The sequence below is a fragment of the Bradyrhizobium sp. 134 genome (assembly GCF_023074155.1).
Classification (GTDB): domain Bacteria; phylum Pseudomonadota; class Alphaproteobacteria; order Rhizobiales; family Xanthobacteraceae; genus Bradyrhizobium.
The window spans coordinates 623,563-647,105 of sequence record NZ_JADPKX010000006.1; the positions used below are offsets into that span (position 1 = coordinate 623,563).

Annotated in this window: 23 protein-coding genes; 13 read left to right on the forward strand and 10 right to left on the reverse strand. The window is 64.6% G+C overall.

Translation table 11 applies throughout. The features are described from left to right. Positions 1-51: 51 nt before the first annotated feature. Positions 52-903 carry a pantoate--beta-alanine ligase gene (panC, locus tag IVA75_RS03995; RefSeq protein WP_247286883.1) on the reverse strand — a complete coding sequence of 284 codons (852 nt, stop codon included), beginning with the start codon at positions 901-903 and terminating at the stop codon, positions 52-54. 283 nt (positions 904-1,186) lie between these two features. Between panC and IVA75_RS04000 the strand changes: the two genes are divergently transcribed. From IVA75_RS04000 to IVA75_RS04015, 4 genes are all read left to right on the forward strand, one after another. Further along, a complete protein-coding gene (locus tag IVA75_RS04000) occupies positions 1,187-2,110 on the forward strand; it encodes a division plane positioning ATPase MipZ (protein WP_027567358.1) in 924 nt (307 codons plus the stop codon). 345 nt (positions 2,111-2,455) lie between these two features. Then, positions 2,456-3,316 (forward strand): alpha/beta fold hydrolase, encoded by an 861-nt coding sequence (locus IVA75_RS04005; RefSeq protein ID WP_007603233.1) that lies wholly within the window; start codon positions 2,456-2,458, stop codon positions 3,314-3,316. Between the two features lie 118 nt (positions 3,317-3,434). Next, positions 3,435-4,184: a VWA domain-containing protein gene (locus IVA75_RS04010; protein ID WP_247286882.1), complete on the forward strand. Its 750-nt coding sequence runs from the start codon at positions 3,435-3,437 to the stop codon at positions 4,182-4,184. 66 nt (positions 4,185-4,250) lie between these two features. After that, the gene (locus IVA75_RS04015; RefSeq protein ID WP_247286880.1) at positions 4,251-4,976 is read left to right on the forward strand and encodes a DnaJ domain-containing protein; all 726 of its coding nucleotides are present in this window, start codon (positions 4,251-4,253) and stop codon (positions 4,974-4,976) included. Positions 4,977-5,201: 225 nt separating this feature from the next. Here IVA75_RS04015 and IVA75_RS04020 read toward each other — a convergent pair whose 3' ends face one another. After that, on the reverse strand, positions 5,202-7,046 hold the full coding sequence (locus IVA75_RS04020; protein WP_247286878.1) for a D-alanyl-D-alanine carboxypeptidase: 1,845 nt from the start codon (positions 7,044-7,046) through the stop codon (positions 5,202-5,204). Between the two features lie 387 nt (positions 7,047-7,433). On the opposite strand from IVA75_RS04020, the gene IVA75_RS04025 reads away from it, so the two are divergent. Next, a complete protein-coding gene (locus tag IVA75_RS04025) occupies positions 7,434-7,772 on the forward strand; it encodes a phasin family protein (RefSeq protein WP_007603238.1) in 339 nt (112 codons plus the stop codon). A 74-nt stretch (positions 7,773-7,846) separates the two neighbouring features. On the opposite strand, the gene IVA75_RS04030 is transcribed toward IVA75_RS04025, so the two are convergent. Next, complete coding sequence (locus IVA75_RS04030; protein ID WP_247286876.1) at positions 7,847-9,145, reverse strand: pilus assembly protein; 1,299 nt, start codon at positions 9,143-9,145, stop codon at positions 7,847-7,849. A gap of 487 nt (positions 9,146-9,632) precedes the next feature. On the opposite strand from IVA75_RS04030, the gene clpS reads away from it, so the two are divergent. From clpS to IVA75_RS04045, 3 genes are all read left to right on the forward strand, one after another. Beyond that, positions 9,633-9,965, forward strand: coding sequence for an ATP-dependent Clp protease adapter ClpS (gene clpS, locus IVA75_RS04035; RefSeq protein WP_018455182.1), 333 nt, complete (start codon positions 9,633-9,635; stop codon positions 9,963-9,965). Positions 9,966-10,257: 292 nt separating this feature from the next. Further along, on the forward strand, positions 10,258-12,663 hold the full coding sequence (clpA, locus tag IVA75_RS04040; protein WP_247286874.1) for an ATP-dependent Clp protease ATP-binding subunit ClpA: 2,406 nt from the start codon (positions 10,258-10,260) through the stop codon (positions 12,661-12,663). Between the two features lie 81 nt (positions 12,664-12,744). Next, positions 12,745-13,290: a cupin domain-containing protein gene (locus IVA75_RS04045; RefSeq protein ID WP_247286872.1), complete on the forward strand. Its 546-nt coding sequence runs from the start codon at positions 12,745-12,747 to the stop codon at positions 13,288-13,290. Positions 13,291-13,336: 46 nt separating this feature from the next. Here the strand turns inward: IVA75_RS04045 and IVA75_RS04050 are convergent, their stop codons facing one another. The 5 genes from IVA75_RS04050 to IVA75_RS04070 all read right to left on the reverse strand — a co-directional run bounded on the left by IVA75_RS04050 (position 13,337) and on the right by IVA75_RS04070 (position 17,589). Continuing rightward, positions 13,337-14,758: an MFS transporter gene (locus IVA75_RS04050; RefSeq protein WP_247286870.1), complete on the reverse strand. Its 1,422-nt coding sequence runs from the start codon at positions 14,756-14,758 to the stop codon at positions 13,337-13,339. A gap of 147 nt (positions 14,759-14,905) precedes the next feature. Beyond that, on the reverse strand, positions 14,906-15,067 hold the full coding sequence (locus IVA75_RS04055; RefSeq protein ID WP_197031132.1) for a hypothetical protein: 162 nt from the start codon (positions 15,065-15,067) through the stop codon (positions 14,906-14,908). An 88-nt stretch (positions 15,068-15,155) separates the two neighbouring features. Then, positions 15,156-16,181: an aldo/keto reductase gene (locus IVA75_RS04060; protein ID WP_247286868.1), complete on the reverse strand. Its 1,026-nt coding sequence runs from the start codon at positions 16,179-16,181 to the stop codon at positions 15,156-15,158. A 116-nt stretch (positions 16,182-16,297) separates the two neighbouring features. Then, positions 16,298-16,534 (reverse strand): hypothetical protein, encoded by a 237-nt coding sequence (locus IVA75_RS04065; protein WP_247286866.1) that lies wholly within the window; start codon positions 16,532-16,534, stop codon positions 16,298-16,300. 98 nt (positions 16,535-16,632) lie between these two features. Then, entirely contained in the window at positions 16,633-17,589 is a 957-nt protein-coding gene (locus IVA75_RS04070) for a helix-turn-helix domain-containing protein (RefSeq protein WP_247286864.1), read from the reverse strand. Positions 17,590-17,785: 196 nt separating this feature from the next. On the opposite strand from IVA75_RS04070, the gene IVA75_RS04075 reads away from it, so the two are divergent. Continuing rightward, on the forward strand, positions 17,786-18,802 hold the full coding sequence (locus tag IVA75_RS04075) for a carbon-nitrogen hydrolase family protein (RefSeq protein WP_247286861.1): 1,017 nt from the start codon (positions 17,786-17,788) through the stop codon (positions 18,800-18,802). A gap of 27 nt (positions 18,803-18,829) precedes the next feature. Further along, positions 18,830-19,870 (forward strand): phenylacetaldoxime dehydratase family protein, encoded by a 1,041-nt coding sequence (locus tag IVA75_RS04080; RefSeq protein WP_247286860.1) that lies wholly within the window; start codon positions 18,830-18,832, stop codon positions 19,868-19,870. Between the two features lie 4 nt (positions 19,871-19,874). On the opposite strand, the gene IVA75_RS04085 is transcribed toward IVA75_RS04080, so the two are convergent. Continuing rightward, complete coding sequence (locus IVA75_RS04085; protein WP_247286858.1) at positions 19,875-20,513, reverse strand: HAD family hydrolase; 639 nt, start codon at positions 20,511-20,513, stop codon at positions 19,875-19,877. Between the two features lie 231 nt (positions 20,514-20,744). On the opposite strand from IVA75_RS04085, the gene IVA75_RS04090 reads away from it, so the two are divergent. Together IVA75_RS04090 and IVA75_RS04095 are read left to right on the forward strand one after the other, a co-directional pair. Then, positions 20,745-21,041 (forward strand): type VI secretion protein, encoded by a 297-nt coding sequence (locus IVA75_RS04090; RefSeq protein ID WP_247286857.1) that lies wholly within the window; start codon positions 20,745-20,747, stop codon positions 21,039-21,041. A gap of 77 nt (positions 21,042-21,118) precedes the next feature. After that, a complete protein-coding gene (locus tag IVA75_RS04095) occupies positions 21,119-21,319 on the forward strand; it encodes a hypothetical protein (RefSeq protein WP_106944186.1) in 201 nt (66 codons plus the stop codon). Positions 21,320-21,374: 55 nt separating this feature from the next. On the opposite strand, the gene IVA75_RS04100 is transcribed toward IVA75_RS04095, so the two are convergent. After that, positions 21,375-22,415: a TRAP transporter substrate-binding protein gene (locus IVA75_RS04100; RefSeq protein ID WP_247286855.1), complete on the reverse strand. Its 1,041-nt coding sequence runs from the start codon at positions 22,413-22,415 to the stop codon at positions 21,375-21,377. A gap of 108 nt (positions 22,416-22,523) precedes the next feature. Between IVA75_RS04100 and IVA75_RS04105 the strand changes: the two genes are divergently transcribed. Continuing rightward, entirely contained in the window at positions 22,524-23,477 is a 954-nt protein-coding gene (locus IVA75_RS04105) for a transglycosylase SLT domain-containing protein (protein ID WP_247287426.1), read from the forward strand. Positions 23,478-23,543 lie beyond the last annotated feature (66 nt).

The window sequence follows — 23,543 nt, forward strand, 5'->3', positions numbered from 1 at the left end:
CGTGCCGATCATCCCTCCGGGCGAGCAAAGGTGCAAGATCAACCTTGGCGGTTACACCGCGATATTGTCGATCAGCCGGGTCGTGCCGAGCTTGGCCGCGACCAGGATGCGCAAGGGGCCGTCCTTGCGCGAGATGACAGGCGCCAGGGTCGCTGCATGGCGCACCTCGAAATAGTCGAGCTCAAAGCCGGCCGCCGTGATCATCGTGGCACCGCGTGCCATTGCGGCTGCGACCGCTTCGCCGGCGCGGATGCGCCCGGCGCTGTCCTTCATGGCGCGGTACAGCGTGGTCGCGGTCTGCCGCTCCTGTGGTGACAGGTAGACGTTGCGCGAGGACATCGCGAGCCCGTCGCGCTCGCGCACGGTGCGGGAACCGATCACATTGACGCCGAGGTCGAGGTCGCGGGCCATCTGCGCCACCACCCGCAACTGCTGAAAATCCTTCTCGCCGAAGATCGCGACATCCGGCCGGCACTGCGTGAACAGCTTGCCGACGACGGTGGCGACGCCGCCGAAGAAATGCGGGCGGAAGCGGTCCTCGAGGCCGGCCAGCGCCGGTCCCTCCGGTACGATGCGGGTGGCAAAGCCCTCCGGATACATGGCCTCGGCGCCGGGATGCCAGACGATATCGACGTCCTCGGCGGCGAGCTTGGCGAGATCGGCCTTCCAGGTTCGCGGATAGGCGCCAAAATCCTCGGTCGGAGCGAACTGGGTCGGGTTGACGAAGATCGACACCACGACGCGGCTCGCGCGCCGCCTGGCCAGGCGCACCAGCGACACATGGCCGTCATGGAGTGCTCCCATGGTCGGGACCAGCGCGACCGTGGCCTTTCGCTTGCGAAGATTGTCGACGGCGCGTCGCAAGGTGGGGACCGTGCGGGCGATCAAGGGGCTGCGTGACATCAGAACTCGACGGGGTTGGGGAATCGGCGGGCGCGTCCCGGCGCCCGGCGGGCTAACCTTAACAAGCGGCGACCATGGACGCCACGCATCCGGATGCGGCACAGCATCCCGCGCAAAGCCGCGTAAGAGGTCGCGACATTGTGGGTTGGATCACAGACGCGAAGCGGCGCGGCGATTCATGATGAAGGTCGGCGCGCCGCGATTTGTATTGCCTGTCACGCATTTCACTTGACCGCAGACGCGGCCAACTCGAAGATATTCGTCAGGGGTGTTGAGGATCGCGATGCTTGTGCAAGCTAGCCAAGGCCAGTCCGGCTCGGCGCATGTGGTCGTGCTCGGCAATGAGAAGGGCGGCTCCGGCAAGTCGACGACCGCCCTGCACATCGCAGTCGCGCTTCTGAAAGCCGGCCAGCGCGTCGCCACCATCGACCTCGACTGCCGTCAGCAGAGCTTTACTCACTACATCAACAACCGTTCCGCCTGGGCGCGCCGCACCAAGCTCGACCTCGAACTGCCGCTGCATCGCTGCATCAAGCTCGGCGAGACCATGCAGGTCGCCGAGAACGAGAATTCGGAGTTCCTTCAGTTCATGGAGGCGGTCTCGGCGGTCGAGAGCAGCTTCGACTTCATCGTCATCGATACGCCCGGCACCGACAGCTACCTGATGCGGCTTGCGCACTCGATGGCCGACACGCTGGTGACCCCGATCAACGACAGCTTCCTCGATTTCGATGTGCTCGGCACCGTCGACCCCGCCAATTACGCGGTGACGGGCGAGAGCCACTACGCCGAGATGGTGCGGGATGTCAGGCGCAAGCGCCGCCAACTCGACGGCGCGACCACCGACTGGATCGTCGTGCGCAACCGCCTGTCGATGCTCGGCTCCCGCAACAAGCAGCTGGTTGCCGAGGGGTTGAAGGATTTGTCGATGCGGCTGGGCTTCCGCTACGTCGACGGATTCGCCGAACGCGTCGTCTATCGCGAGTTCTTCCCGCGCGGCCTAACCGCGCTGGACGAGATCGACGAGGCCACCCTCGGCATGCGGCCCAATCTCGGCCATCTCACCGCGCGGGAGGAGGTGACGAGCCTGCTCCGCCAGCTCAAGCTTCCGCTCGATGAGCGCGGACGCCGCCGCGCCGCCAACCGTGCCGAGTGGTTCAACCAGGTCGACAAGCCGCTCGAGGTCCACGACATCCTCGGCGCCTGAGGCGGCGGTATATGGCTACTTCCGGTCGATCAAAGCGGCCGGTCTCCCGTGGGAACCCAGCCCGCGCTCAACAGTTTTCACCCCGCGTTTACTGCAAAATTGAACCCGATCGAGACAGGTTGCGTCGGAAGGTGACGTGCACCCTGACGTAGCCGTATGAGAGCGAGGTGCCCAACAAACGTGTGCGCCGCACAATGAAAGGGCTGCCAGTTCACAATATTTAGCCTTCCTGTCACGCGGCTGTGACATATATTAGGGAATAGGCGACCAGGGGCCAAAGCGCTCCGGAAGAACACGATTTTCAACAGGGATTCAGGCCGCAAGAGCCTGAGGCTGAGGACGAAAATGAAGCGTGGAATTGCCGTTCTGGTTTCGGTCAGTGCCCTCTGCGGCGTCGCCTATTTCACGGCGAGCAAGTGGGCAATCAGGCACGAAACCATCACCTTCTACGATGCCTCGCGCGACAACCGTGCAGTGCCCGTCGATATCGCGATCCGTCGTGACAAGGAAATGCAGGCCAACGCCGGCATGATCACGATGCCGGTCGCCGTGATCAACCACGGCAACACTGTCAAGAACACCGAGTACGGCTTCCTCGCCAATATTTTCGCCGCGCGCGGCTATCTCGTCGTCAGCCCGCAGCATGATTTGCCGACCGATCCTCCGATGGTGACCAAGCCCGGTGAGATCTATGTCGGCCGGCTGCCGCAGATCCTGCGCGGCGTCGCCAACATCCATCTCGCCATGCAGGAGATGAAGAAGGTTCAGCCCAACGCGGACTACGAAAAGGTGACGATGGTCGGCCACTCCATGGGCGGCGACATCACGATGTATTTCGCCAAGCAGTATCCGGATGAGGTCAAGAAGGTCGTCACGCTCGACAATCTTCGCGTGCCCTTCGTCACTGCCGGCAAGTTCAAGATTCTGTCGTTCCGCTCCACCGATCCGCAGTTCAAGGCCGATGCGGGCGTGATCCCGACCGACGAGGAATGCGAGAAGGCCGGCATCCAGGTCGTGAAGACCGAATTCCAGCACAACGACATGCGCGACACCGGTCCGGACGCGGCCAAGAACTCGATCCAGGGCATGCTCGACAAGTTCCTGAGCGCGACCGACAGTGAAGTGGCGCCGGTCGACACCCAATCGTCCCCGCCCAAGATTCTCGAGCCCGGGCCGGTCGCTTTGATGGCGCCTGCCAAGAGCTGACGCCTTCCTCGTCGTCGATACCGATTTTCAAAGCCTCCGCCGGCTTCCTGCGGGGGCTTTGCACATTGACCGGGCGGCATGCGCTGACCACATTAGCCGTTCACGCCAAGGTCAAGGAATGTCCGGCGAACCCATCAAACCGCGCGGCCGCGATGCCGTCTCGACGCAACCAGGCGGCGCTGTGCCGCAGGCGGGGACCTCGACCTCGGAGGACATCGCCGCCTTCGTCGCAAACGCGCGCGCGCTGTCGCCACATGCGCCCGGTGCGAAAGGGCGGCTGATCTTCGCGCTGGATGCGACGATGAGCCGGCAGCCGACCTGGGACATGGCCTGTGCGCTTCAGGCTGACATGTTCCGTGAGACCGCCGCGCTCGGCAGTCTCGACATCCGGCTCGTCTACTATCGCGGCTTCAACGAGTGCCGCGCCACGGGATGGATCTCCGACAGCGCCAGGCTGGCGACGCTGATGGGCAAGATCGATTGCCGTGGCGGCGACACCCAGATCGCCAAGGTGCTGAGCGAGGCGCGGCGCGAGGCGGTCGCATCCGGCGTGCGCGCCGTCGTCTTCGTCGGCGACGCCGTGGAGGAGAACGTCGACGAGCTCTGCGCCAAGGCCGGCGAGCTCGGCATGCTCAAGGTGCCTGTGTTCGTATTTCAGGAAGGCCATGACGCGGTGGCCGAGCAGGCCTTTCGCGAGATCGCGCGCCTGACCGGCGGCGCCTGGTGCCGGTTCGATCCGGGTGCGGCGGCGCAGTTGCGCGAGCTGTTGCGCGCAGCCGCCGCCTACGCGGCCGGCGGACGCGAGGCGCTGTTGCAATTGGCGAAGACCGCCAGTGGCGCGGCCAGGCTGATCGGCCAGATGAAGTAGCGCTGCAGCGGTCTGCGGGGCCAAGGACTCGATGCTTTTTGGCGATAGGCCGACTATATTCAGGCCATGACCCTGATTGCCGGTGCTATCGCTGTTATCACCCTTTATCTGCTGCTCCAGATGTTCCGTTCGGCCAATCCGGCCGTGCTGGCACGCGCGATCAGGTTCGGTGGCGGCGTGGTCGCGCTGGCTGTCGCAGCGTTCACGGGATTGAAGGGCGAACTGGTGGTGGCGATCCCGCTCGGGATATTCGGCGCCGGGCTCCTGGGCTGGACACCGATGGCAAACGCCGGCTTCGGCAATATCGGCGGGCTGTTCGGCGCCGGCGCGACGCGCCCGGCCGGTCAGGCGTCGCGCGTGCGCTCGCAATTTCTGGATATGCGGCTCGATCACGATTCCGGCCAGCTCGGAGGCCGGATCGTCGCCGGGCCTCACGCCGGGCGCGATCTCGATGAGTTCGATCTCGCGGCCCTGCTGGCAATGGTCCCGGCGTTCGACGCCGAGAGCGTGGCCCTACTTGAAAGCTATCTGGACCGCCGGTTTCCCGCTTGGCGTCAGAACGCGCAGGGCGACGCGGCAGGGGGGCAGCGCCGCACGGTGGCGACCGGCAAAATGACGACGGAGGAGGCCTATCAGATCCTTGGCCTGCAGCCGGGGGCGGGCCGTGACGAAATCAGCCGGGCTCACAAGTCCCTGATGAAGAAATTGCATCCCGACCAGGGGGGCTCGACGTATCTCGCTGCCCGGGTAAACGAGGCCAAGGATACTCTGCTTCGCACGCATAACGGCTAACTCCGGCACCACGCTACAAACGCTCGTCCCGTGTGAGCCCCGCTTGCTCTGTTTGCCGTCGCCCCGATGCCCGCCATTGTCGGCGTGGTCGATCCCTTGCGTAAAGTTTTAACCGTAAATCCTTGACGAGAGGTTGTCGTGGAACAGCCTCGTCGGCCACCGCATCCCGAAAATGAAAATGCCCGCGCAAGGCGCGGGCATTTTGATTGGAACGGCGCGAAAAGATCAGTTGCGGACGGTCATGCAGGAGATATCGGCACGCTTCAGGGTGCGGCAGACGGCTTCCGCCTGGTCGCGGTCGAGCCCGGCGAAGCGGGCGCGGTAGAGCTTGCGATTGTCTTTCGCGACGACTGGCTCGGTGAACGGATCGGCCTTGCTGAGCAGGCCGCGAGCCGAGCTGCGCGCCGCGTCGATTCGCTGCTGGGCTTCGTTCTCGCTCTCGAGCGCGCCGACCTGGACGATCCAGCCGCTGTGGGTGACCACCGGCTTCGCGGTGGTGCTCATCTGGACCGGCTGCAGCGCCGGGTCGGCTGACGCAAGCTTCGTAGCAGCCGGGGCGGGTGCGGCGGCGGCGGCGGCCGGCAATACGCCGAGGATGCCATTGCCGGTGCCGAAGCCCGCCGGCTGACGCGGCAGCTCGGTACGGGCGATCTCGGCCTTCGGCGCCTCCGGTTGGCTGGCAACCTCGGGCTTGTTGATGAGGTCTGCCCGGGCCACGACGGCGCCGGAGGTTTCGGCGACGTCGGAGCGGGACGCGATCGTGCTCGTGACCTGCGGTGCGATCTGAGCCGGGGCGGCGGAGGCGACCTTCACGGTGCCGGCCTTGACCTGCACGGTCTTGACCCGGACCGGCTTCATCGGCTCGGACGAGCCGGGGATGATCGAGAGGTGCTGGCTCGAGATCACGCCATTGGTGAGCGGCGCAGGCTCGATCTTGGATTCAGTCGACCGAACTTCAGGCTTGTTGGCTTCAGATCTGGGCTGAGCCGGCGGCACCGCGGCAGTCGCAGCCGCAAGCGTCGACAGGCGCGCGGCGAGACGCGACGGGGCTGCTTCGGGAGCAGGGGCAGCCTGAACCTGCGGAGCGGAGCGTGCCGGGGTATCCGACGCATCAGCGACTTCGGCAGCGGCGTCGGAGCCGTTGCGCTCGGTGACCGCGACGACGGTATGGGTGGTCGCGGCCTTATCGAGGTTCTCCGCGAGCAGGTTGCGCATGATGGCGTCGCGCGAGCCGCCGCTGCGGCCGCCCAGCACGACGCCGATCAGGTGGCGGTTGCCCCGGCGCATCGAGGTCACGAGATTGAAGCCGGAGGCGCGGGTGTAGCCGGTCTTGATGCCGTCCACGCCCTCGACATTCCCGAGCAGATGATTGTGGTTCCGGATCGACTGTCCGCGCCAGTTGAACGTCGAGGTCGCGAAATAGCGATAATAGCGCGGGAAGCGCTCCTGGATGGCGCGGCCGAGCGTGGCCTGGTCGCGCGCGGTCGTGACCTGCTCGTCGTTGGGAAGACCGTTGGCGTTGCGGTAAACCGTCCTGGACATACCGAGCGAACGCGCCTTGCGCGTCATCATCTGGGCGAAGTCGTCCTCGTCGCCGCCAATCGCTTCAGCGATCACAACGGCTGCGTCATTGGCGGAGCGGGTGACGAGACCCTTGATTGCGTCCTCTACGCGAATGGTCTGGCCGGCACGCAGGTTCAACTTGGTCGGATCCTGATCGGCGGCGTGCTGCGACACCGGCATCTCGGTGTCGAGCTTCAACTTCCCGGACTCGAGGCGCTCGAACAGCAGATAGAGCGTCATGATCTTGGTCAGCGAAGCCGGGTGGCGGATCCCGTCGGGACTCGTTGCCTGAAGCACGGACCCGGAATTGCCGTCGACGATGATCGACGCGAATTTCGGGCTGGAACTCTCGGACACATCGCGCTGCACGCGGGGATGCGCGTAGTGACGACGGTGGCGCCGCGCCTCGGCAGCATCTGTGGTGAAGATGACCGCACTGGTGACCGCAAGAAGCCCAAAAACGCCAACCCGCGCCAAGCGCGAGGAAGACAAGTTTTTACGAAGCATGAAACCCCGTCCCCGTTTCTGACTTGATCACCGGCTCGTGAGGCGAAATTGTGCCCATGGGACCCGGGATCATTACCTGCTCAGGCTGTCCTTCCGCAGGTGTCGCTGCGGCGGACGTTGGGCCTGAGCCGCTATTCTGGCTAAGGCGATGTTCTCCAACGGCTTTTGGCCGCTTGTGGAAGCTGAACACGTCCAGGGAATCAAAGTAGGGCGCTGCGGTTTCCAAAAGCTTAAAGAACCCTTGCGGGAAAACCCGGGAATTGGTGCGAACTTGTCCTTATTTTTGTGCGTCGCACAAAATTCTTGACTTTTTTGTGCGTTGCACTAATTGTGAGCAGGGTCAGGGAGCCGGGGCTTCCCGACGAGAGCTAGGGAAAAGGATTCCGAATGTTCAAGGTTGAAGACTTTCAAGGCTACGGGAAAGAGCACTTCGAGCAGTACGTCGCCTCCGCGACCTCGATGCAGCACGGCCTTCAGGCGATCGCCAGCGCCTATGGCGACTACACCAAGAAGTCGTTCGAAGACACCAAGTCCTTCGTCGAGAAGCTTTCCGGCGTGAAGTCGCTGGACAAGGCCGTCGAAGCGCAGACCGAATTCGCCCGTTCCGCCTACGAGTCCTTCGTCGCGGAATCGCAGAAGATCGCCGGCCTTTACAGCGACCTCGCCAAGCAGGCCTTCAAGCCGGTCGAGACCATCGTGTCGAAGTTCACTCCGGCCGCCAGCTAACGTTTCCTGACGTCCTGGAATCAAAAGCCCGGCTGAAGCAGCCGGGCTTTTTTGTTTGTCGTGGCGTGTCGATCTCAGCGCGCGACGCGCAGCTTGGACAACGACGTGCCGATGTCCTTGAACACCGAGACGGTCTGATCTGCCTTCGTCACCAGGTAGAACTTGTCGGTGCCGCTCGCGCAATATTGCAGCACGCTGGACGTCGGATCGCTGCCGGTGTTCACCTGCACCGTATAGATCGTGATGTTCGCCGCCTTGGCGTTGTCGCACAGCTTCTTCTGCCGCGCGTCGATTTGCCAGGCGTTGCTGTACCAGCGGTTCTGCGTATTGAGACCGTCGGAGAGCAGCACGATCGCATCCTTGTAGGTGAAGTTGGGGTCCTTGGCCGGCGCGTTCATGGGACCGCCAGCCGACAGCGTCATCCAGCCCCAGGCGAGGCCAATGCCCTGGTTGGTGTTGCCGGTGGGCTTCATGGCGTCGATCCGACGCTTGAGTAAGCTCCAGTCGTAGCTCAGCGGCATGATTGGCTGCAGATAGGACGAACTGCCGGGGTCGCAGTAGGAGTACTGTTCGGCCGGGAACTGCGTTCCCGCGTTACCGCTCGTGGGCGTCGTGTTCTTCGTGTCGTAGTCCTGGTCGCGGTCGACCACGCATCCCGTCCATGTGTTGTGGTTGGCGAACCTGGTGCCGCGGGCCGCGTCCCAATCGCTGAAATCGACCCAGTACTTGCTGTAGTTGCTGGCGCCGACGTTGACGTCCTTGGCAAACGGAACAATCGAGATGTAGACGTCGCCATCGGTCTTGGCGAGCGGGCTGAGCTGGTCGACCAGGCTCTTCGCGGCGGTCTGCATCGCCGCCATCTTGCCGTCGTCGGCCATCGACCCCGTGTTGTCGAGCACCAAGGCCACGCGCATGCGCACCAGGCCCCAGGCGCTGGTGGAATTGGCGCCGACGTCGAGTGTCGGGAAGCCTGCGACCTTCATGAAGGTGGTCGTGTAGGTGCCGGTGCCGGTGACCTGGATGGTGGAGCCCATGCTGGTGCTTGCGGTGTAAGTGGCCGCGATGCTGACCGACGGCAGGGCGTTGGTGGCGGTGAACAGGGCGTTGAAATAAGCCTGCGCCTTGATGCTGATCTGCGACGTCGTAATGGTGCCGGACGACAGATCCTTGGAGACCATCAGCGAGGTCGAATCGAGGGCCGCCTGCATTGCGGAACGAGCCTGGGCCGCGCGGCTGTAATCGATTGCAGCTCCGACGAAGCCTAAAACCGGGAGCAGCGCGATGGCGAAGATCACGGCGATGTTGCCTTGTTCGGCCGCTGCAAACCGGGCGAGGTGTCGATCAATACGGCTGACGAATGGCAGGCGAGACATGACGATTCCCGGAAATCTGTGACTTTGCCCGTTTTCGCGCCACGCCGTTGAACGCAGGGTAAATCGGTCCGTAGAAAACCGGAGATAGCCCGCGCGAAACCGCCGCAGCCACGTTGCCGGCCGGGTTCCTGGTCAACATCTTCTAAACGGGCGGGGCGGAAGCTTTTGTCAAATCAGTCCGGATTGATTAACCTTGGCAAGGATCGCCCGGACCGGGAATCGGGACGGCCATGGCCGCATCGGCCGAGCTGTCGCACGCTTGCGGCGAGCCGGGGGCAGGCCCATATTCGGTGAGGCCGATCCGGCTTGGACCGGACCGGCTGGAAGCGGCGATCCAACAAGGCGGTGCGCCTGTGCGAAGCTCCAAAAGCCGGGGCTGCGCGGCAAACCGTCATACGCGTCCGTGGGGAATTTGAACGCCTGAGCCATGCCGCAACTGTCTTCCAGACCAGATCCGTCCGCGGCCGCCGCCGCCCACGCTGCCCTGATGAGCAACGACGAGAACCGTTCCGGCGGTCCCTCCGCGCCAAACACGTCCGTCATCACCAAGGTCAAGCCGAAGACCAAACGGCCGAACCTGTACCGTGTGCTGATCCTGAACGACGATTACACGCCGATGGAATTCGTCGTTCATGTGCTGGAGAAATTCTTCCAGAAGGACGCCGAGGCTGCAACCAAGATCATGCTGCACGTTCATCATCACGGGATCGGGGAATGCGGCGTGTTCACCTACGAGATCGCCGAGACCAAGGTGACGCAGGTGATGGATTTCGCTCGCAAGCACCAGCATCCGCTGCAATGCGTGATGGAAAAGAAGTAAGACACGACACGTTACGGCGCGTTCGAAGCCGGCTTGTGCATGCTGCAATGTGATTGCCGCGTGATGTCTGCGAGCGATGTTCGTTGCAGACGGCAAAACTACGGAATTTCGGACCGGTGCCGATCGTACCCAAACCGGAACGGGTTTTGCATCGAAAATACCTCAGCTGTGCAGCCGCCTGAGTCGCGGAACCGGTCTTTCGCCGCGATCTTGTATAACTATATGTGACAAAGGTTGTTGTTGCCTGACCGGGCGATGGCGATCATGATGGTGGGGGCCATAGAGGACGCGAATGCCGACTTTTTCCCAAAGCCTTGAACAATCCCTGCATCGTGCACTGGCGATCGCAAACGAGCGTCATCACCAATACGCGACGCTCGAGCATCTTTTGCTCTCCCTGATCGACGACTCCGATGCAGCCGCCGTCATGCGCGCCTGTAGCGTCGACCTCGACAAGCTCCGTACGAGCCTCGTCAATTATCTCGAGACCGAATTCGAGAACCTGGTGACGGACGGCGCCGACGACGCCAAGCCGACCGCAGGCTTCCAGCGCGTGATCCAGCGCGCGGTGATCCACGTGCAGTCGTCCGGTCGCGAAGAGGTGACCGGCGCCAACGTGCTGATCGCGATCTTTGCCGAGCGCGAGAGTCATGCCGCGTATTTCCTGCAGGAGCAGGACATGACGCGCTACGACGCCGTCAACTACATCAGCCACGGCATCGCCAAGCGGCCGGGCGTCTCCGAGGCGCGGCCGGTGCGCGGCGTCGACGAGGAGACGGAGACCAAGGGCAGCGAGGACGCCAAGAAGAAGGGCGAGGCGCTCGAGACCTATTGCGTCAACCTCAACAAGAAGGCGCGGGATGGCAAGATCGATCCGGTGATCGGACGCAATTCCGAGATCAACCGCGCGATCCAGGTGCTGTGCCGCCGACAGAAGAACAATCCGCTGTTCGTGGGCGAGGCCGGCGTCGGCAAGACCGCGATCGCGGAGGGCCTGGCCAAGCGCATCGTCGACAGCGAGGTGCCGGAGGTGCTGGCGGCTGCGACCGTGTTCTCGCTCGATATGGGCACGCTGCTCGCTGGTACGCGCTATCGCGGAGACTTCGAGGAACGCCTGAAGCAGGTGCTGAAAGAGCTCGAGGCGCATCCCAACGCGATCCTGTTCATCGACGAGATCCACACCGTGATCGGTGCGGGCGCGACGTCGGGCGGGGCGATGGATGCCTCGAACCTGCTCAAGCCCGCACTTGCTTCCGGCACCATCCGCTGCATGGGCTCGACCACCTACAAGGAATACCGCCAGCACTTTGAGAAGGACCGCGCGCTGGTGCGGCGCTTCCAGAAGATCGACGTCAACGAGCCGACGGTCGAGGACGCGATCGCGATCCTCAAGGGCCTCAAGCCGTACTTCGAAGACTACCACCGGCTGAAATACACCAATGAGGCGATCGAGGCTGCGGTGCAGCTCTCTTCGCGCTACATCCACGACCGCAAGCTGCCGGATAAGGCGATCGACGTGATCGACGAATCCGGCGCGGCGCAGATGCTGGTCGCCGAGAACAAGCGCAAGAAGACCATCGGCATCAAGGAAATCGAGACCACGATTGCCTCGATGGCGCGGATCCCGCCGAAGAGCGTGTCGAAGGACGATGCCGAGGTGCTCAAGCATCTCGAGCAGACCCTGAAGCGCACCGTGTTCGGTCAGGACAAGGCGATCGAGTCGCTCGCCGCTTCGATCAAGCTGGCGCGTGCCGGCCTGCGCGAGCCGGAGAAGCCGATCGGCTGCTATCTGTTCTCTGGTCCGACCGGCGTCGGCAAGACCGAGGTCGCGAAACAGCTCGCGGCGTCGCTCGGCGTCGAGCTGTTGCGCTTCGACATGTCCGAATACATGGAGCGGCACACGGTGTCGCGCCTGATCGGCGCGCCTCCCGGCTATGTCGGCTTCGATCAGGGCGGCTTGCTCACTGACGGCGTCGACCAGCATCCGCATTGCGTGGTGCTGCTGGACGAGATCGAGAAGGCGCATCCCGATCTCTACAACGTGCTGCTCCAGATCATGGATCACGGCCGGCTCACCGACCACAACGGCAAGCAGGTCAACTTCCGCAACGTGATCCTGATCATGACCACGAATGCGGGCGCGTCCGATCTCGCCAAGCAGGCGTTCGGCTTCACGCGCTCGAAGCGGGAAGGCGATGACCACGAGGCGATCAACCGGCAGTTCGCGCCGGAATTCCGCAACCGTCTCGATGCCGTCGTGTCGTTCGGCCATCTCAGTGTCGAGGTGATCGGTACGGTGGTCGAGAAGTTCGTGCTTCAGCTCGAAGCGCAACTCGGCGATCGCGATGTCACCATCGAACTGTCCGACCCCGCCAAGACCTGGCTGGTGAAGCATGGTTACGACGAGCAGATGGGCGCACGTCCGATGGCTCGCGTGATCCAGGAGCACATCAAGAAGCCGTTGGCCGACGAGGTGCTGTTCGGCAAACTCAAGGGTGGCGGCCATGTCCGCGTCGTCCTGGTCAAGGACGAGGCCGACGAGACCAAGGACAAGATCGGCTTCGAGTTCGTCGAGGGGCCGGTCACGCCGAAGCAGGAGAAGCTCCCGGGTGCCCGCAAGCGCCCGTCGGGCAAGTCCAAGCCCGGTGGCCCCGGCGGCTCGAAGGGGCCGACCAAGAGCCCGCTGGTCAAGGCTTGATCCGCACGCGATGAATTGAAAAGGCCGGCTGAAAAGCCGGCCTTTCTTATTGGCAGTCAAATATAAGCAAGAAGATCCGACATGACCGACACGCCTTCTGCAAACTCGCCGTCAGCTTCCTCGATCCCCGCCGACGATCCCGCGCGCGCCCTGACGGTCGCCAATCCCGACGGCGCTGACGTGCCGCATATCTCCGTGGCCGGCGGCACCTACACGGTCCTGGTGTCAGGCGCGCAGACCGCAGGACGCTATTGCCTGGTCGACATGCTGGTGCCCGCCGGCGGCGGGCCCCCGCCGCACCGCCACGATTTCGAGGAAATGTTCACGCTGCTCGAAGGCGAACTTGAATTCACCTTTCGCGGTAAGTCCCACACCGTAAGTGCGGGGTCGACCGTCAACGTTCCGGCCAATGCGCCGCACGCGTTCAAGAACGTGTCCGGCAAGATGGCCCGTATGCTCTGCATGTGCACGCCAGCGGGACAGGACGAATTCTTCCTGGCGGTTGGCTTTCCCGTCGAAGGCCGCACGTCGCCACCGCCGAAGCCGACTCCGGAAGAGATGGCCGAGAAAGGCAAGCTGATCGCAGCACTGCTGCCGAAATATCGCACCGAGATGGTGAAGATGTGAGGAGGGGCGGACCCAGCCGAAATCGGCCTTCCCAAATGGTCACGCGCTATTCGCCGCGCAGGCGCTGGTCGTCCTGCACCCGAACATGCTCGGCGCCGCGCGCGCCCGCGGGCGACAGCCGCAACATGCTCAGCGCCGCGCCGCAGAGCGCAAAGCCGACGCCTGTCAGCAACGCGATCCTGGTTCCCTCGATCGGATAGCGGCCGAGGAACAGCGCGACCAGCGCTGCGCCGGTGGTCTGCCCAAGCAGCCGCGCCGTGCCCAGCATGCCGCTGGCGCCGCCGGCACGCTCGCGCGGGGCGGCTGCGATCATGGTGCGGTTGTTGGGGGTCTGGAACAGGCCGAAGCCGGCGCCGGCCAGCGCCATTCGCCAGATCACGTCGAGCGGCGTGGGCGCCGCCGGCAGCAAAGCGAGCGCAGCGAGGCCGCAGGCGAACAGCGTGAGGCCGATGCCGCCGAGCAGGCCGGCCGGATAATGCTCGACCAGGCGGCCGGCGAGGGGGGCTGCGAACGCCACCGCGATCGGCCATGGCGTGATCAAGAGGCCCATATGGACCGCCGAATAGCCGAAGCGGCTCTGGAGGTAGAAGGGGATCGCAACGAAGGCCAGCATCTGCCCGCAGAACGAGGCGATCGAGGTCGCGATCGACAGGGCGAACACCGGGATACGCAATAGGTCGATCGGCAGCAGCGGCGAGGCCATGTGGGTCTCGCGGTAGATCAGCAATGCGCCGGCGACGAGCGCTACGGCGAACTGCACGAGGCAGGTGATCGCCGCTTCGCCATGACCGACGCTATCGACGGCCGCGATGCCGACGCCGAAAGTGATCGCGGACAGCCCCGCGCTCTGCCAGTCGAAGGAATGGCTCGCAGGCCTGGTGTGCGGCAGGCTGCGCAGGCCCAGCACCAATGTCACCACGCCGAGCGGGACGTTGATGGCGAACAGCCAGGGCCAGCTGCCGAACGCCAGGATACCGGCTGCGAGCGTCGGGCCGACCGCGGCCGAGAAGGCGACGACGAGAGCGTTGAGCCCGATGCCGCGGCCGAGCTGGCTGCGGGGGTAAGTGAAACGCACCAGCGCTGCGTTGACGCTCATGATTCCGGCCGCGCCGAAGCCCTGCACGATGCGTGCAATCGTGAGCAGCGGCAGCGTGTGCGCCAGCGCGCAGAATGCGGAGGCAAGCGTGAACAGCACCAGCCCGACCAGATAGACGCGGCGATAACCGACGATCTCGCCGAGCGAAGCCAGTGGCAGCAGCGAGATCGTGATCGCGAGCTGGTAGCCGTTGACGATCCAGATCGAGAACGCCGGGCTCGCGTCGAGGTTGGCCGCGATCGTCGGCAGCGCGACGTTGGCGATGGCGCTGTCGACCACTGCCATGATGATGCCGAGCGCAATGGTCAGGACCGCCTGGCCCCGCTGCGGCTGCGGCAGGCCGTCGGCGTGCTCCATGGGGGCTGGCGACATGAGGGCGGCGTGCTTGATTCGAGCCGTGGTTCGTCTCCGGATAGGAAATTGCGAGATGCATCGCAACCCGGCAGGATACGGGCGGTTCCTGCGTCGGGAGCGGGTCTCCCGGCACCGCGGGCATGGGTCGGAACGGCCTTCGCGGACTCACCAGCGCGAGGTCGACTTCCCGAACACATAGAGCGCGACGAGCCCAACCGTCACCGCGGTCGAGACGATCCGGATGGTGCGGTCCCAATCGATTCCGCTCCGCTCGGCGCGGTTGAGATTGAGAGCGGTGAACAGGGCCTTCATGGCAAATCGGCGCATCGGGCTGCCTCACGGGTGCGCACGATGCCACTGTCGGCGCGGACCGGCTTGATGCAGCTCAAGCCGGACTGCGCCGGCGCCCCGGCCGCTACACCGCCGGTGGATTGCGGTCGGTGAAAGTCGTGCGCTGGTGCCAGTAGGGATAGGGCAGCGTCACCTTGCTCGCCGCATCGAGCTTTGCGATCTGGTCCTTGGTCAATGACCAGCCGACCGCGCCGAGATTTTCGCGCAGCTGCGTCTCGTTGCGCGCGCCGATGATCAGCGTCGAAACGGTCGGACGCTGCAGCAGCCAGTTCAGCGCGATCTGCGAGACGCTCTTGCCGGTTTCCTTGGCGACCTCGTCGATTGCCTCGACGACGCGATAGACGTGCTCGTCCGGCACGGGCGGGCCGAACTCAGCCGTCTTGGGCAAGCGGCTTACGTCAGGCTTTGGCTGGCCGCGGCGGATCTTTCCGGTGAGGCGCCCCCATCCGAGCGGCGACCAGACCACTGCGCCGAGGCCCTGGTCGAGGCCGAGCGGCATCAGCTCCCATTCGTAGTCGCGTCCGATCAGTGAATAATAGGTCTGGTTGGCGACGTAGCGCGGCAAGCCATGTTTGTCGGCAACGCCAAGCGATTTCATCAGGTGCCAGCCCGAAAAATTCGACACGCCGACGTAGCGGATCTTGCCGGCACGCACGAGCACATCGAGAGTGGCGAGCACCTCTTCAGGCGGGGTGAAGGCGTCGAAGCCGTGGAGCTGGAACAGGTCGATGTAATCGGTACCGAGCCGGCTCAGCGAAGCATCGATGGCCGCGAGCAGATGCTGGCGCGACGACCCGATGTCGTTGGGGCCGTCGCCAAAACGGAACGTCGCCTTGGTCGAGACCAAAACCTTGTCGCGGCGGCCCTTGATGGCCTCGCCAAGAACGCGCTCGGACTCGCCGAGCGAATAGACGTTCGCGGTGTCGAACATCGACACGCCGGCATCGAGGCAGATATCCAGAAGGCGCCGCGCTTCGGTCGCGTCAGTCGCGCCCCACGCAGCGAGGCGGCCAACGCCGCCGAAGGTGCCGGTCCCAAGACTCAAGGCGGGCACCATGAGGCCCGAGCGGCCCAAGCGTCGGTATTCCATCGATTTGCTCCTCGGCTGGCCGCTGATTGATCCCCGCGACCTCTGTGCCGGATGGTAGTGCAAGCACGTGCCGTGTCCTACGCCGCGCTCACATACCGGCCTTGCTTGGGGGAGGCCTAGTCGTGCAGACGCATGTCATCGAATGCTGCGTCAATCACGCGCGGACCGACCGTCGTCGCGGGAAGCCGAGCCGCGCTCCTCGCTAGTGGCGATCGAAGGCAGGCGACCTCGCTCTCGCGCGCCTGCTGCGGCAGGAGCGTCAGGCTCCAGCCCACCACGACCAGGAACGCGAGCCGGATCGCGATCACGCCGAGCAAGACTTCCGATCCGCTTATCGTCGCGTTGTTTCTCATGTGCAGAGCCTGATCCCGGCAGCTGCACCTGACAATCTGGAATTCACGAGCACCGCCTTCGCCTGAAGCGAAGGCTCGGGCCAGTGGCTAACCGGACCTCAATGCCGCGACTGGCTCTGCCGGAAGACACGCGGTGACATCCCGAAATGCTCGCGGAAGACGCGGCCGAAATGCGAGAGGTCGTTGAAGCCCCAGGCGAAGGCGATCTCGCTGATGTGGCGGTGAGCGAGCACGGGAGAGGCGAGGTCGCGCCTGCATTGGGCGAGGCGCTCACCGAGGACGTAGCGCTGGAACGAGGTATCCTCGTCGGCGAGGAGATCGTTGACGTAGCGGGACGAGATGCCGAGCGCCGTTGCGGTCTCGGAGAGCGAGAGATCGGGATCGGCAAGATGAGCCCGGATATGCGCCTTCAGCCGGTAGAGCAGGGCGGAGCGATGGGTCGAGGACGGCAGCGGCGTCTTGCCCAGCCGCTCGCCAAGTGCCATCGCCAGGACATCGACGGCCTGTTCCGACAGAGCGGCGGCGTGGTGCGGATCGATCTGATCCGCACTCTGGCAGAGCCGGTAGATGAAATCGTAGGCGATCCGCTGCAGCGGCGAGTCTGGTCCGAAAGCGCTGGCAGTAAGGGTTTCGGTCGCGCCGAGCCGGCGCTGCAGCATCTCGCGCGGCACCTTGAAGATGGTCTGCGTGAAGATGCCGTCGAATTTCAGCTCGTAGGGACGGGTGGTGTCATAGAGCGCAAATTCTCCCGGATGCACCACGGCCTCGCGGCCGTCCTGCACCACAGCGCCGGCGCCGCGATTGCCGAGCGCGATCAGGATGAAATCCTGATCTGAGCGCGCGATGCGCGAGGGCGTGCGCAACACGTGCTGACGGTCGGAGCAGACCTCGGAGCATTCCGCCTTGCCCAGTGGCGCCCGGGTGACCGAGCCGCGAAAGGCGCTGCCAAGATCGGACTTGCAGTCGAGTCCGACGAAAACGTCGCAGACGATATCCTGCCAGAGCGCAAGGCGGCGGTGGCCTGGGCTGTCGTCCGTGGTGAACTGGATTGGCATCTGCAGAGCCTCCCTTTCACATCCCGCAAAATTGCGTGTCGGCGCAGGTCCCCACTGACGGAGGCAAATCCCGTACCGGGCCGACGATTCCGTCCGGTCGAGTTTTTGTTCCGCCGTGGTCGAGCGCCCGCCGCCCGGCTTGGTCAAATAGACTGCATCGGACCTGGCTTCCGATCAACCGGCAAGGGAGGTGGGAATGGGCATCGAACATCCGAAATACAAGGTCGCGGTGGTGCAGGCGGCGCCCGCCTGGCTCGATCTCGATGCCTCGATCGACAAGTCGATCGCCCTGATCAGGGACGCCGCCGAGAAGGGCGCCAAGCTGATCGCCTTTCCGGAAGCCTTCATCCCCGGCTACCCCTGGCACATCTGGATGGATTCGCCGGCCTGGGCGATCGGCCGCGGCTTCGTGCAGCGCTATTTCGACAATTCGCTGTCCTACGACAGTCCGCAGGCCGAGCGGCTGCGTGATGCCGTGCGCAAGGCCAAGCTCACTGCCGTGCTCGGTCTGTCCGAGCGCGACGGCGGCAGTCTCTATCTGGCGCAATGGCTGATCGGGCCGGACGGCGAGACCATCGCAAAGCGCCGCAAGCTGCGGCCGACCCATGCCGAGCGCACTGTCTATGGCGAGGGCGACGGCAGCGATCTCGCCGTGCACGCGCGGTCCGACATCGGCCGCATCGGCGCACTGTGCTGCTGGGAGCATCTGCAGCCGCTGTCGAAATACGCGATGTATGCCCAGAACGAGCAGGTCCATGTCGCGGCCTGGCCGAGCTTTTCGCTCTACGATCCCTTCGCGCCGGCGCTCGGCGCCGAGGTGAATAACGCCGCCTCGCGCGTCTATGCCGTGGAGGGCTCCTGCTTCGTGCTCGCCCCTTGCGCGACGGTCTCGCAAGCGATGATCGACGAGCTCTGTGATCGGCCGGACAAGCACGCGCTGCTGCATGCCGGCGGTGGCTTCGCTGCGATCTACGGCCCCGATGGCAGCCAGATCGGCGACAAGCTCGCGCCGGACCAGGAGGGCCTCTTGATTGCCGAGATCGATCTTGGCGCCATCGGTGTCGCCAAGAACGCCGCTGATCCAGCCGGGCACTATTCGCGCCCTGATGTGACGCGGCTCCTGCTCAATAAGAAGCGATACCAGCGCGTCGAGCAGTTTGCGCTGCCGGTCGACACCGTCGAGCCCACGGACATTGCCGCGGCGGCGAGCTGATCGCCGGAATCAAGGGGAGGCACGATCATGGAATCCGCAATTCCTCTGCATCTCGAGACCCCACGCACGCGCCACAAGCGCGTGCCGGACGATTACCAGCCGCCATACCCGTCCTTCGTGGCGCGCTATAAGCCTGGAGTGAACCGGGTCGTGATGGCCTATTTCGGCCTTCAGTATCGCGGCACGGCGTCGGCGGCTGCAACGGACGCGCTCGCCGACATCGCGGCGCGGTTTGCCGCGGAAGGCGGTCCTTCGCATTGGGACCGCGCGCAATATGTTGATCAGGCCGGCTACGAGAACGTCGTCTCGGTGGCCTATTGGGACGACATTGCGCGGTTCGACAAATGGTTTGCACCGGCGCGCGAGGCCTGGACCGGAGCGCAGCCTGAGGGCATCGGCGCTTTCATCGAGGTGCTGCGCCCCATTGTGGAGCGGCACGAGACGCTATTTTCCTCGCTCGGCCAGCCGGAGGGCGTCGCCGCTATTGCTGGCGGCATGAGCGGCGAGGTGCAGGAGCACGCCTATTGGGGCGGCATGCGTGACCGCATCCCGCTGTCGCAGACCGATCCAATGTCGCCGGGCGGCAATCCCGAATTGATCCGCGACGGCGCGCGGCTGCGCGTGCAGGCGCACGACAATCTCTGTCTGATCCGATCAGGCCAGGATTGGAGCGATACCGAGACCTCGGAGCGAAAGCTCTATCTCGACGACGTCGAACCGGTGTTGCGCGAGGGCATGGATTTCCTGCGCGATGACGGCCTCGGCATCGGCTGCTACGCCAACCGTTACATGCGCGTGCTTGCAGCCGGTGGGGACGCGAGTGAAAAGTCCTATGGTCAAAGCTGGTGGAAAAGCCTGGCGGCGCTAGAGCGGTGGGCGGAATCGCATCCGACCCACGTCAGGATATTCGGCGCCGCGATGAAGTACCTGTCGACGCTCGGCCCCTCGGCAAAACTGCGGCTCTACCACGAGGTCACCGTGGCTGCTGCCGACGAGCAGTTCTTCGAGTACCTGAACTGTCACGCCAGGACCGGCATGCTGGCGGCGGTGGAGACCGTCAGCGCTTGATCGGCTAGATCACGCAGTGACCGAGCAGCTCGGGATGCGCGGCGCAGATGTGATGCGCGCCGGCGTCCCGCAGCTCGGCCTCGCTGCCGTAGCCATAGAGCACGCCGATCGCAGTCATGCCGTTGGTGCGGGCGCCGACCACGTCATGGCTGCGGTCGCCGATCATGATCGCGCTGGCGGGATCGACCTTGGCTTCGTCGAGCGCGTAGCGCAGCAGGTCACGTTTGTCGACGCGCGTGCCGTCGAGCTCGGAGCCGAACACGCGCTCGAAATACGGTTTCAGGCCAAAATGCTCGACGATACGGGTGGCGTAGACCGCGGGCTTGCTGGTCGCCACGAACATGCGCGGTGTCGTCGCGGCAAGCGTTGTCAGCGTGTCCACGATGCCGGCATAGGCTTCGTTCTCGAACAGGCCGACATCGCTGAAGCGCTCGCGATAGAGCAGCAGCGCCCGGTCCGCGAGTTCCGCGCTTCCCGTGAGCTTTTGCAGGCTGGCATGCAGCGGCGGGCCGATGCACCAGGTCAGCTCGTCCTCGCTCGGCACCGCGACGTTCAGTCGCTCCAGGGCGAATTGGATCGAGCGCGTGATCCCGGGCTTCGGGTCGGTCAGCGTGCCGTCGAGATCGAAATAGATTGTCACCATGTTGCCGCGCCTGTGTTGATACCGCCGTCTATGCCAGACCTAAACGAGGCCGCGGACCAAGGCAAACGCCCAACCATTGTCACGCCGAAATTCGCCTTCCCGATACCGCGTATCCCTTAAAGCTCGCTATTCACGGGAGGGAAGCGTAGAGTCGCGCCATCACCGCCTTCCATTGGCATCGACCGGTGACTGAGGGTCACCAGCGCTCCCGCCGACTAAGCAGGAGCGTGCATGAGTCGTTTTCGTCTGGTTTACCGGATCCGCCGGAGAGCGCTTCTTGTCGCGTCGATGCTTGGCACATTGATACTTGCGACACTGCCGCAAGGCGCTGTCGCGGCAGGACCGGACTGCCGCGCGATCGAAAGCACGAGCGGACGTCTCGCCTGCTACGATGCTGCGTTTCCTCCGAAGGAAAAAAAGCCCGCTGCTGCGGAGAACGATGGATCGCGTGCTGCCTACAAGGACCCGTTCGTGGCGGAAGAAGCCAGAACCGCAGCGAAGCTGAAGAACATCTGTCGCGGCTGTTGAGAGGTGCTCGTTCGCCGCGTTCTCGTTGATCGGCGAACCCGGACGAGAGATCGAGACAATTTTCCAGGAGAGGCCGGATGAGCGAGCGACTTGAAACCCTGAAGAAGGCCCGTGATCGCATGATCGAGGACAGGGACGCGCATGCGAAAGTGCTGGCCGCTCCCTTTGTGCGCGACACGGCCGAGCGCGCGCGCAACAAGTTCATCGAGATCCAGGCGCTGATCGATGCCCTCGACCGCGCCATCCGGGGCGAAATCCCGGTTCCGGTCAAAAACTAAGGCAGTAGGCAGCGACGCCAGCGGAGCGTTCATTGCTGATGCCGCTAACGCTCCCTCATTGCTGTCTCGCCCATTCGACGATGGCGGTCGCCTCCGCGCCTGCCCGGGTTTCCCAGGCGGCGATGGCGTTCGTTGCTGCCTTCCGAAGCTCCGTGACAAGGAACGGAGGCGCCGGCTCGGCGATATGGACGCCATTGTCGCGCATCCGCGCATAGTTCTCGATGGTGCGGTGGGTCAGTAGCGCGAGCTGGCTCTGTTCTGTCTCGGCCGCCGCGGCCAGCACCTCGCGCTGCATCGGCTCGGAGAGTTCGGCAAAGGCGTCGCTGCGGACGAAGGCAATCGAGATTGGCATCGCGTAGTTGATGGCCGTGAAATGCGGCAGGAAATCCCACAATTTGCGCCCCGCGCCGCCGTCGCCGGAGGTGAGGAAGGCATTCAGCCGGTGTTCCCTCAGTCCGGCGAGCGCCGCGTCCATCGGCAGGAATTGCGCGTTCGCGCCGGCCGCGCGCATGACCTCGGTGGAGTTGGCATCGTAGGTTCGCAAGTTCAGTTTCGGCAAATCGTCGGCGCCTTCGAGCGGCCGCTCCGACCAGAGGCCCGTGGCCGGCCAAATCGTCACATACAGCAGCTTGAGGCCGCGCGCCGCGAGCGCCTTCTCATAGAGCGGGCGCGCCCGCAGATTGGTGGCGCGGGCGAGATCCACCGATTGCACCAGGAAGGGCAGGGTGGACAATCCGAGCACGGGATCGATGCCCGAGAGCGCGCCCGCGAAGGCATCGCCGCCCGCGATCCGGCCGTCCAGCGCCGCGCGCGGCATCTCGCCCGAGTTGATCTTGAGCTGGTTGTCGAAGGCGTTGGTCACGGTCACGAAACCGTGGGTACGGTCGGAGACGCGGCTGGCGAAAGTCGAGAGTCCAATCCCGGAGATGTTATTCTCAGGGTATTCCGTGGTCATCCGCCAATTGACTTGAGACGCGTCCTGAGACGCCACCTGCGCGGCGGCTGGCGCGACGCTCAAGATGAGCGCGGCGAGGACAAGGATCGCGCGGATCCGTTTGGCGGGGTAACGCATTGGGAGAAGCAGGGTAGGCAGCATATATTGGCAACTCGTCGAACCATGGCACGATGCCACAACATGGCAGATCACATTGTCGCATGCCGCGCCGAGGCGCGCCACCGCCATGCCTGCACAGGATGGGTGCAGATGGCGATGTGCATCATCCCCGCGCTGCTCGTCTCGGCGACCCAGGCCGCGGCATGGGACAGTTCGCCCGCCAAGACCGATGTCGCCGTCCCCAGCGTCGAAGAGCTCGCGACGCCGCCGGCGAAGCCCGCGGATGCGCGCGAGAGCGACACGCGCGAATCGATCTGCCTGATCGTCGAGGCCGCAGCGCGCGATGCCAATCTGCCGCTGGAGTTCTTCGCCCGCGTGATCTGGCAGGAGAGCCGCTTCCAGGCCGATGCGGTGGGGCCCATGACGCGCAGCGGCGAACACGCGCAGGGGATCGCGCAGTTCATGCCGGGCACCGCGAGCGAGCGCGGGCTGCTCAATCCCTTCAATCCGGTGCAGGCGCTGCCGAAGTCGGCCGAATTCCTGAACGAGCTGCGCAACCAGTTCGGCAATCTCGGCCTGGCGGCGGCCGCCTACAATGCCGGGCCGCGCCGGGTGCAGGAATGGCTCGCCGGCACCGGCGGCATGCCGGAGCAGACCCGCAATTACGTTCTTGCCATCACTGGCACGAGCGTCGATGCCTGGGCCAAGGCAGGCGCGACCGGCAAGGGGCCGCCGAGCGCGCCGCCGACAAGCTGCCGCGATCTGATGGCGCTGTTGAAGCGCGCGCCGAATGCCTTCGTCGCCGAGCTCGAGCAGCATGTGGAGCTTGCGGCTGCAAAGATCTGGGGCGTGCAGCTCGCCGCGGGCTTTGACCGCAACCGGGCGTTGGCGATGTATTCCCGCGCGGTCACGCGGCTGGGCGCCGTGATCGGCGAACGTGATCCGAGCCTGCTGAGCTCAGTGATGCGCAGCCGTGGCACGCGCGCCTTCTACCAGGTGCGCATCGGCGCCGATACGCGGAGCGAGGCGGATGAACTCTGCGGCCGCATCCGCAAGGCTGGCGGGGCATGCTTCGTTCTGAAGAATCGCGGTGTGAGCGGATAGGGCATCTGTCCCAGCGTGCATGCCAGCCCCGCCGCGCGCTTCCTTGACGCGAGGCGCCGCATTGCC

Coding starts and splice junctions, on each gene's coding strand:
- panC (WP_247286883.1), bottom strand. CDS start 903: ATGTCACGCAGCCCCTTGATCGCCCGCACGGTCCCCACCTTGCGACGC.
- IVA75_RS04000 (WP_027567358.1), top strand. CDS start 1,187: ATGCTTGTGCAAGCTAGCCAAGGCCAGTCCGGCTCGGCGCATGTGGTC.
- IVA75_RS04005 (WP_007603233.1), top strand. CDS start 2,456: ATGAAGCGTGGAATTGCCGTTCTGGTTTCGGTCAGTGCCCTCTGCGGC.
- IVA75_RS04010 (WP_247286882.1), top strand. CDS start 3,435: ATGTCCGGCGAACCCATCAAACCGCGCGGCCGCGATGCCGTCTCGACG.
- IVA75_RS04015 (WP_247286880.1), top strand. CDS start 4,251: ATGACCCTGATTGCCGGTGCTATCGCTGTTATCACCCTTTATCTGCTG.
- IVA75_RS04020 (WP_247286878.1), bottom strand. CDS start 7,046: ATGCTTCGTAAAAACTTGTCTTCCTCGCGCTTGGCGCGGGTTGGCGTT.
- IVA75_RS04025 (WP_007603238.1), top strand. CDS start 7,434: ATGTTCAAGGTTGAAGACTTTCAAGGCTACGGGAAAGAGCACTTCGAG.
- IVA75_RS04030 (WP_247286876.1), bottom strand. CDS start 9,145: ATGTCTCGCCTGCCATTCGTCAGCCGTATTGATCGACACCTCGCCCGG.
- clpS (WP_018455182.1), top strand. CDS start 9,633: ATGAGCAACGACGAGAACCGTTCCGGCGGTCCCTCCGCGCCAAACACG.
- clpA (WP_247286874.1), top strand. CDS start 10,258: ATGCCGACTTTTTCCCAAAGCCTTGAACAATCCCTGCATCGTGCACTG.
- IVA75_RS04045 (WP_247286872.1), top strand. CDS start 12,745: ATGACCGACACGCCTTCTGCAAACTCGCCGTCAGCTTCCTCGATCCCC.
- IVA75_RS04050 (WP_247286870.1), bottom strand. CDS start 14,758: ATGTCGCCAGCCCCCATGGAGCACGCCGACGGCCTGCCGCAGCCGCAG.
- IVA75_RS04055 (WP_197031132.1), bottom strand. CDS start 15,067: ATGCGCCGATTTGCCATGAAGGCCCTGTTCACCGCTCTCAATCTCAAC.
- IVA75_RS04060 (WP_247286868.1), bottom strand. CDS start 16,181: ATGGAATACCGACGCTTGGGCCGCTCGGGCCTCATGGTGCCCGCCTTG.
- IVA75_RS04065 (WP_247286866.1), bottom strand. CDS start 16,534: ATGAGAAACAACGCGACGATAAGCGGATCGGAAGTCTTGCTCGGCGTG.
- IVA75_RS04070 (WP_247286864.1), bottom strand. CDS start 17,589: ATGCCAATCCAGTTCACCACGGACGACAGCCCAGGCCACCGCCGCCTT.
- IVA75_RS04075 (WP_247286861.1), top strand. CDS start 17,786: ATGGGCATCGAACATCCGAAATACAAGGTCGCGGTGGTGCAGGCGGCG.
- IVA75_RS04080 (WP_247286860.1), top strand. CDS start 18,830: ATGGAATCCGCAATTCCTCTGCATCTCGAGACCCCACGCACGCGCCAC.
- IVA75_RS04085 (WP_247286858.1), bottom strand. CDS start 20,513: ATGGTGACAATCTATTTCGATCTCGACGGCACGCTGACCGACCCGAAG.
- IVA75_RS04090 (WP_247286857.1), top strand. CDS start 20,745: ATGAGTCGTTTTCGTCTGGTTTACCGGATCCGCCGGAGAGCGCTTCTT.
- IVA75_RS04095 (WP_106944186.1), top strand. CDS start 21,119: ATGAGCGAGCGACTTGAAACCCTGAAGAAGGCCCGTGATCGCATGATC.
- IVA75_RS04100 (WP_247286855.1), bottom strand. CDS start 22,415: ATGCTGCCTACCCTGCTTCTCCCAATGCGTTACCCCGCCAAACGGATC.
- IVA75_RS04105 (WP_247287426.1), top strand. CDS start 22,524: ATGGCGATGTGCATCATCCCCGCGCTGCTCGTCTCGGCGACCCAGGCC.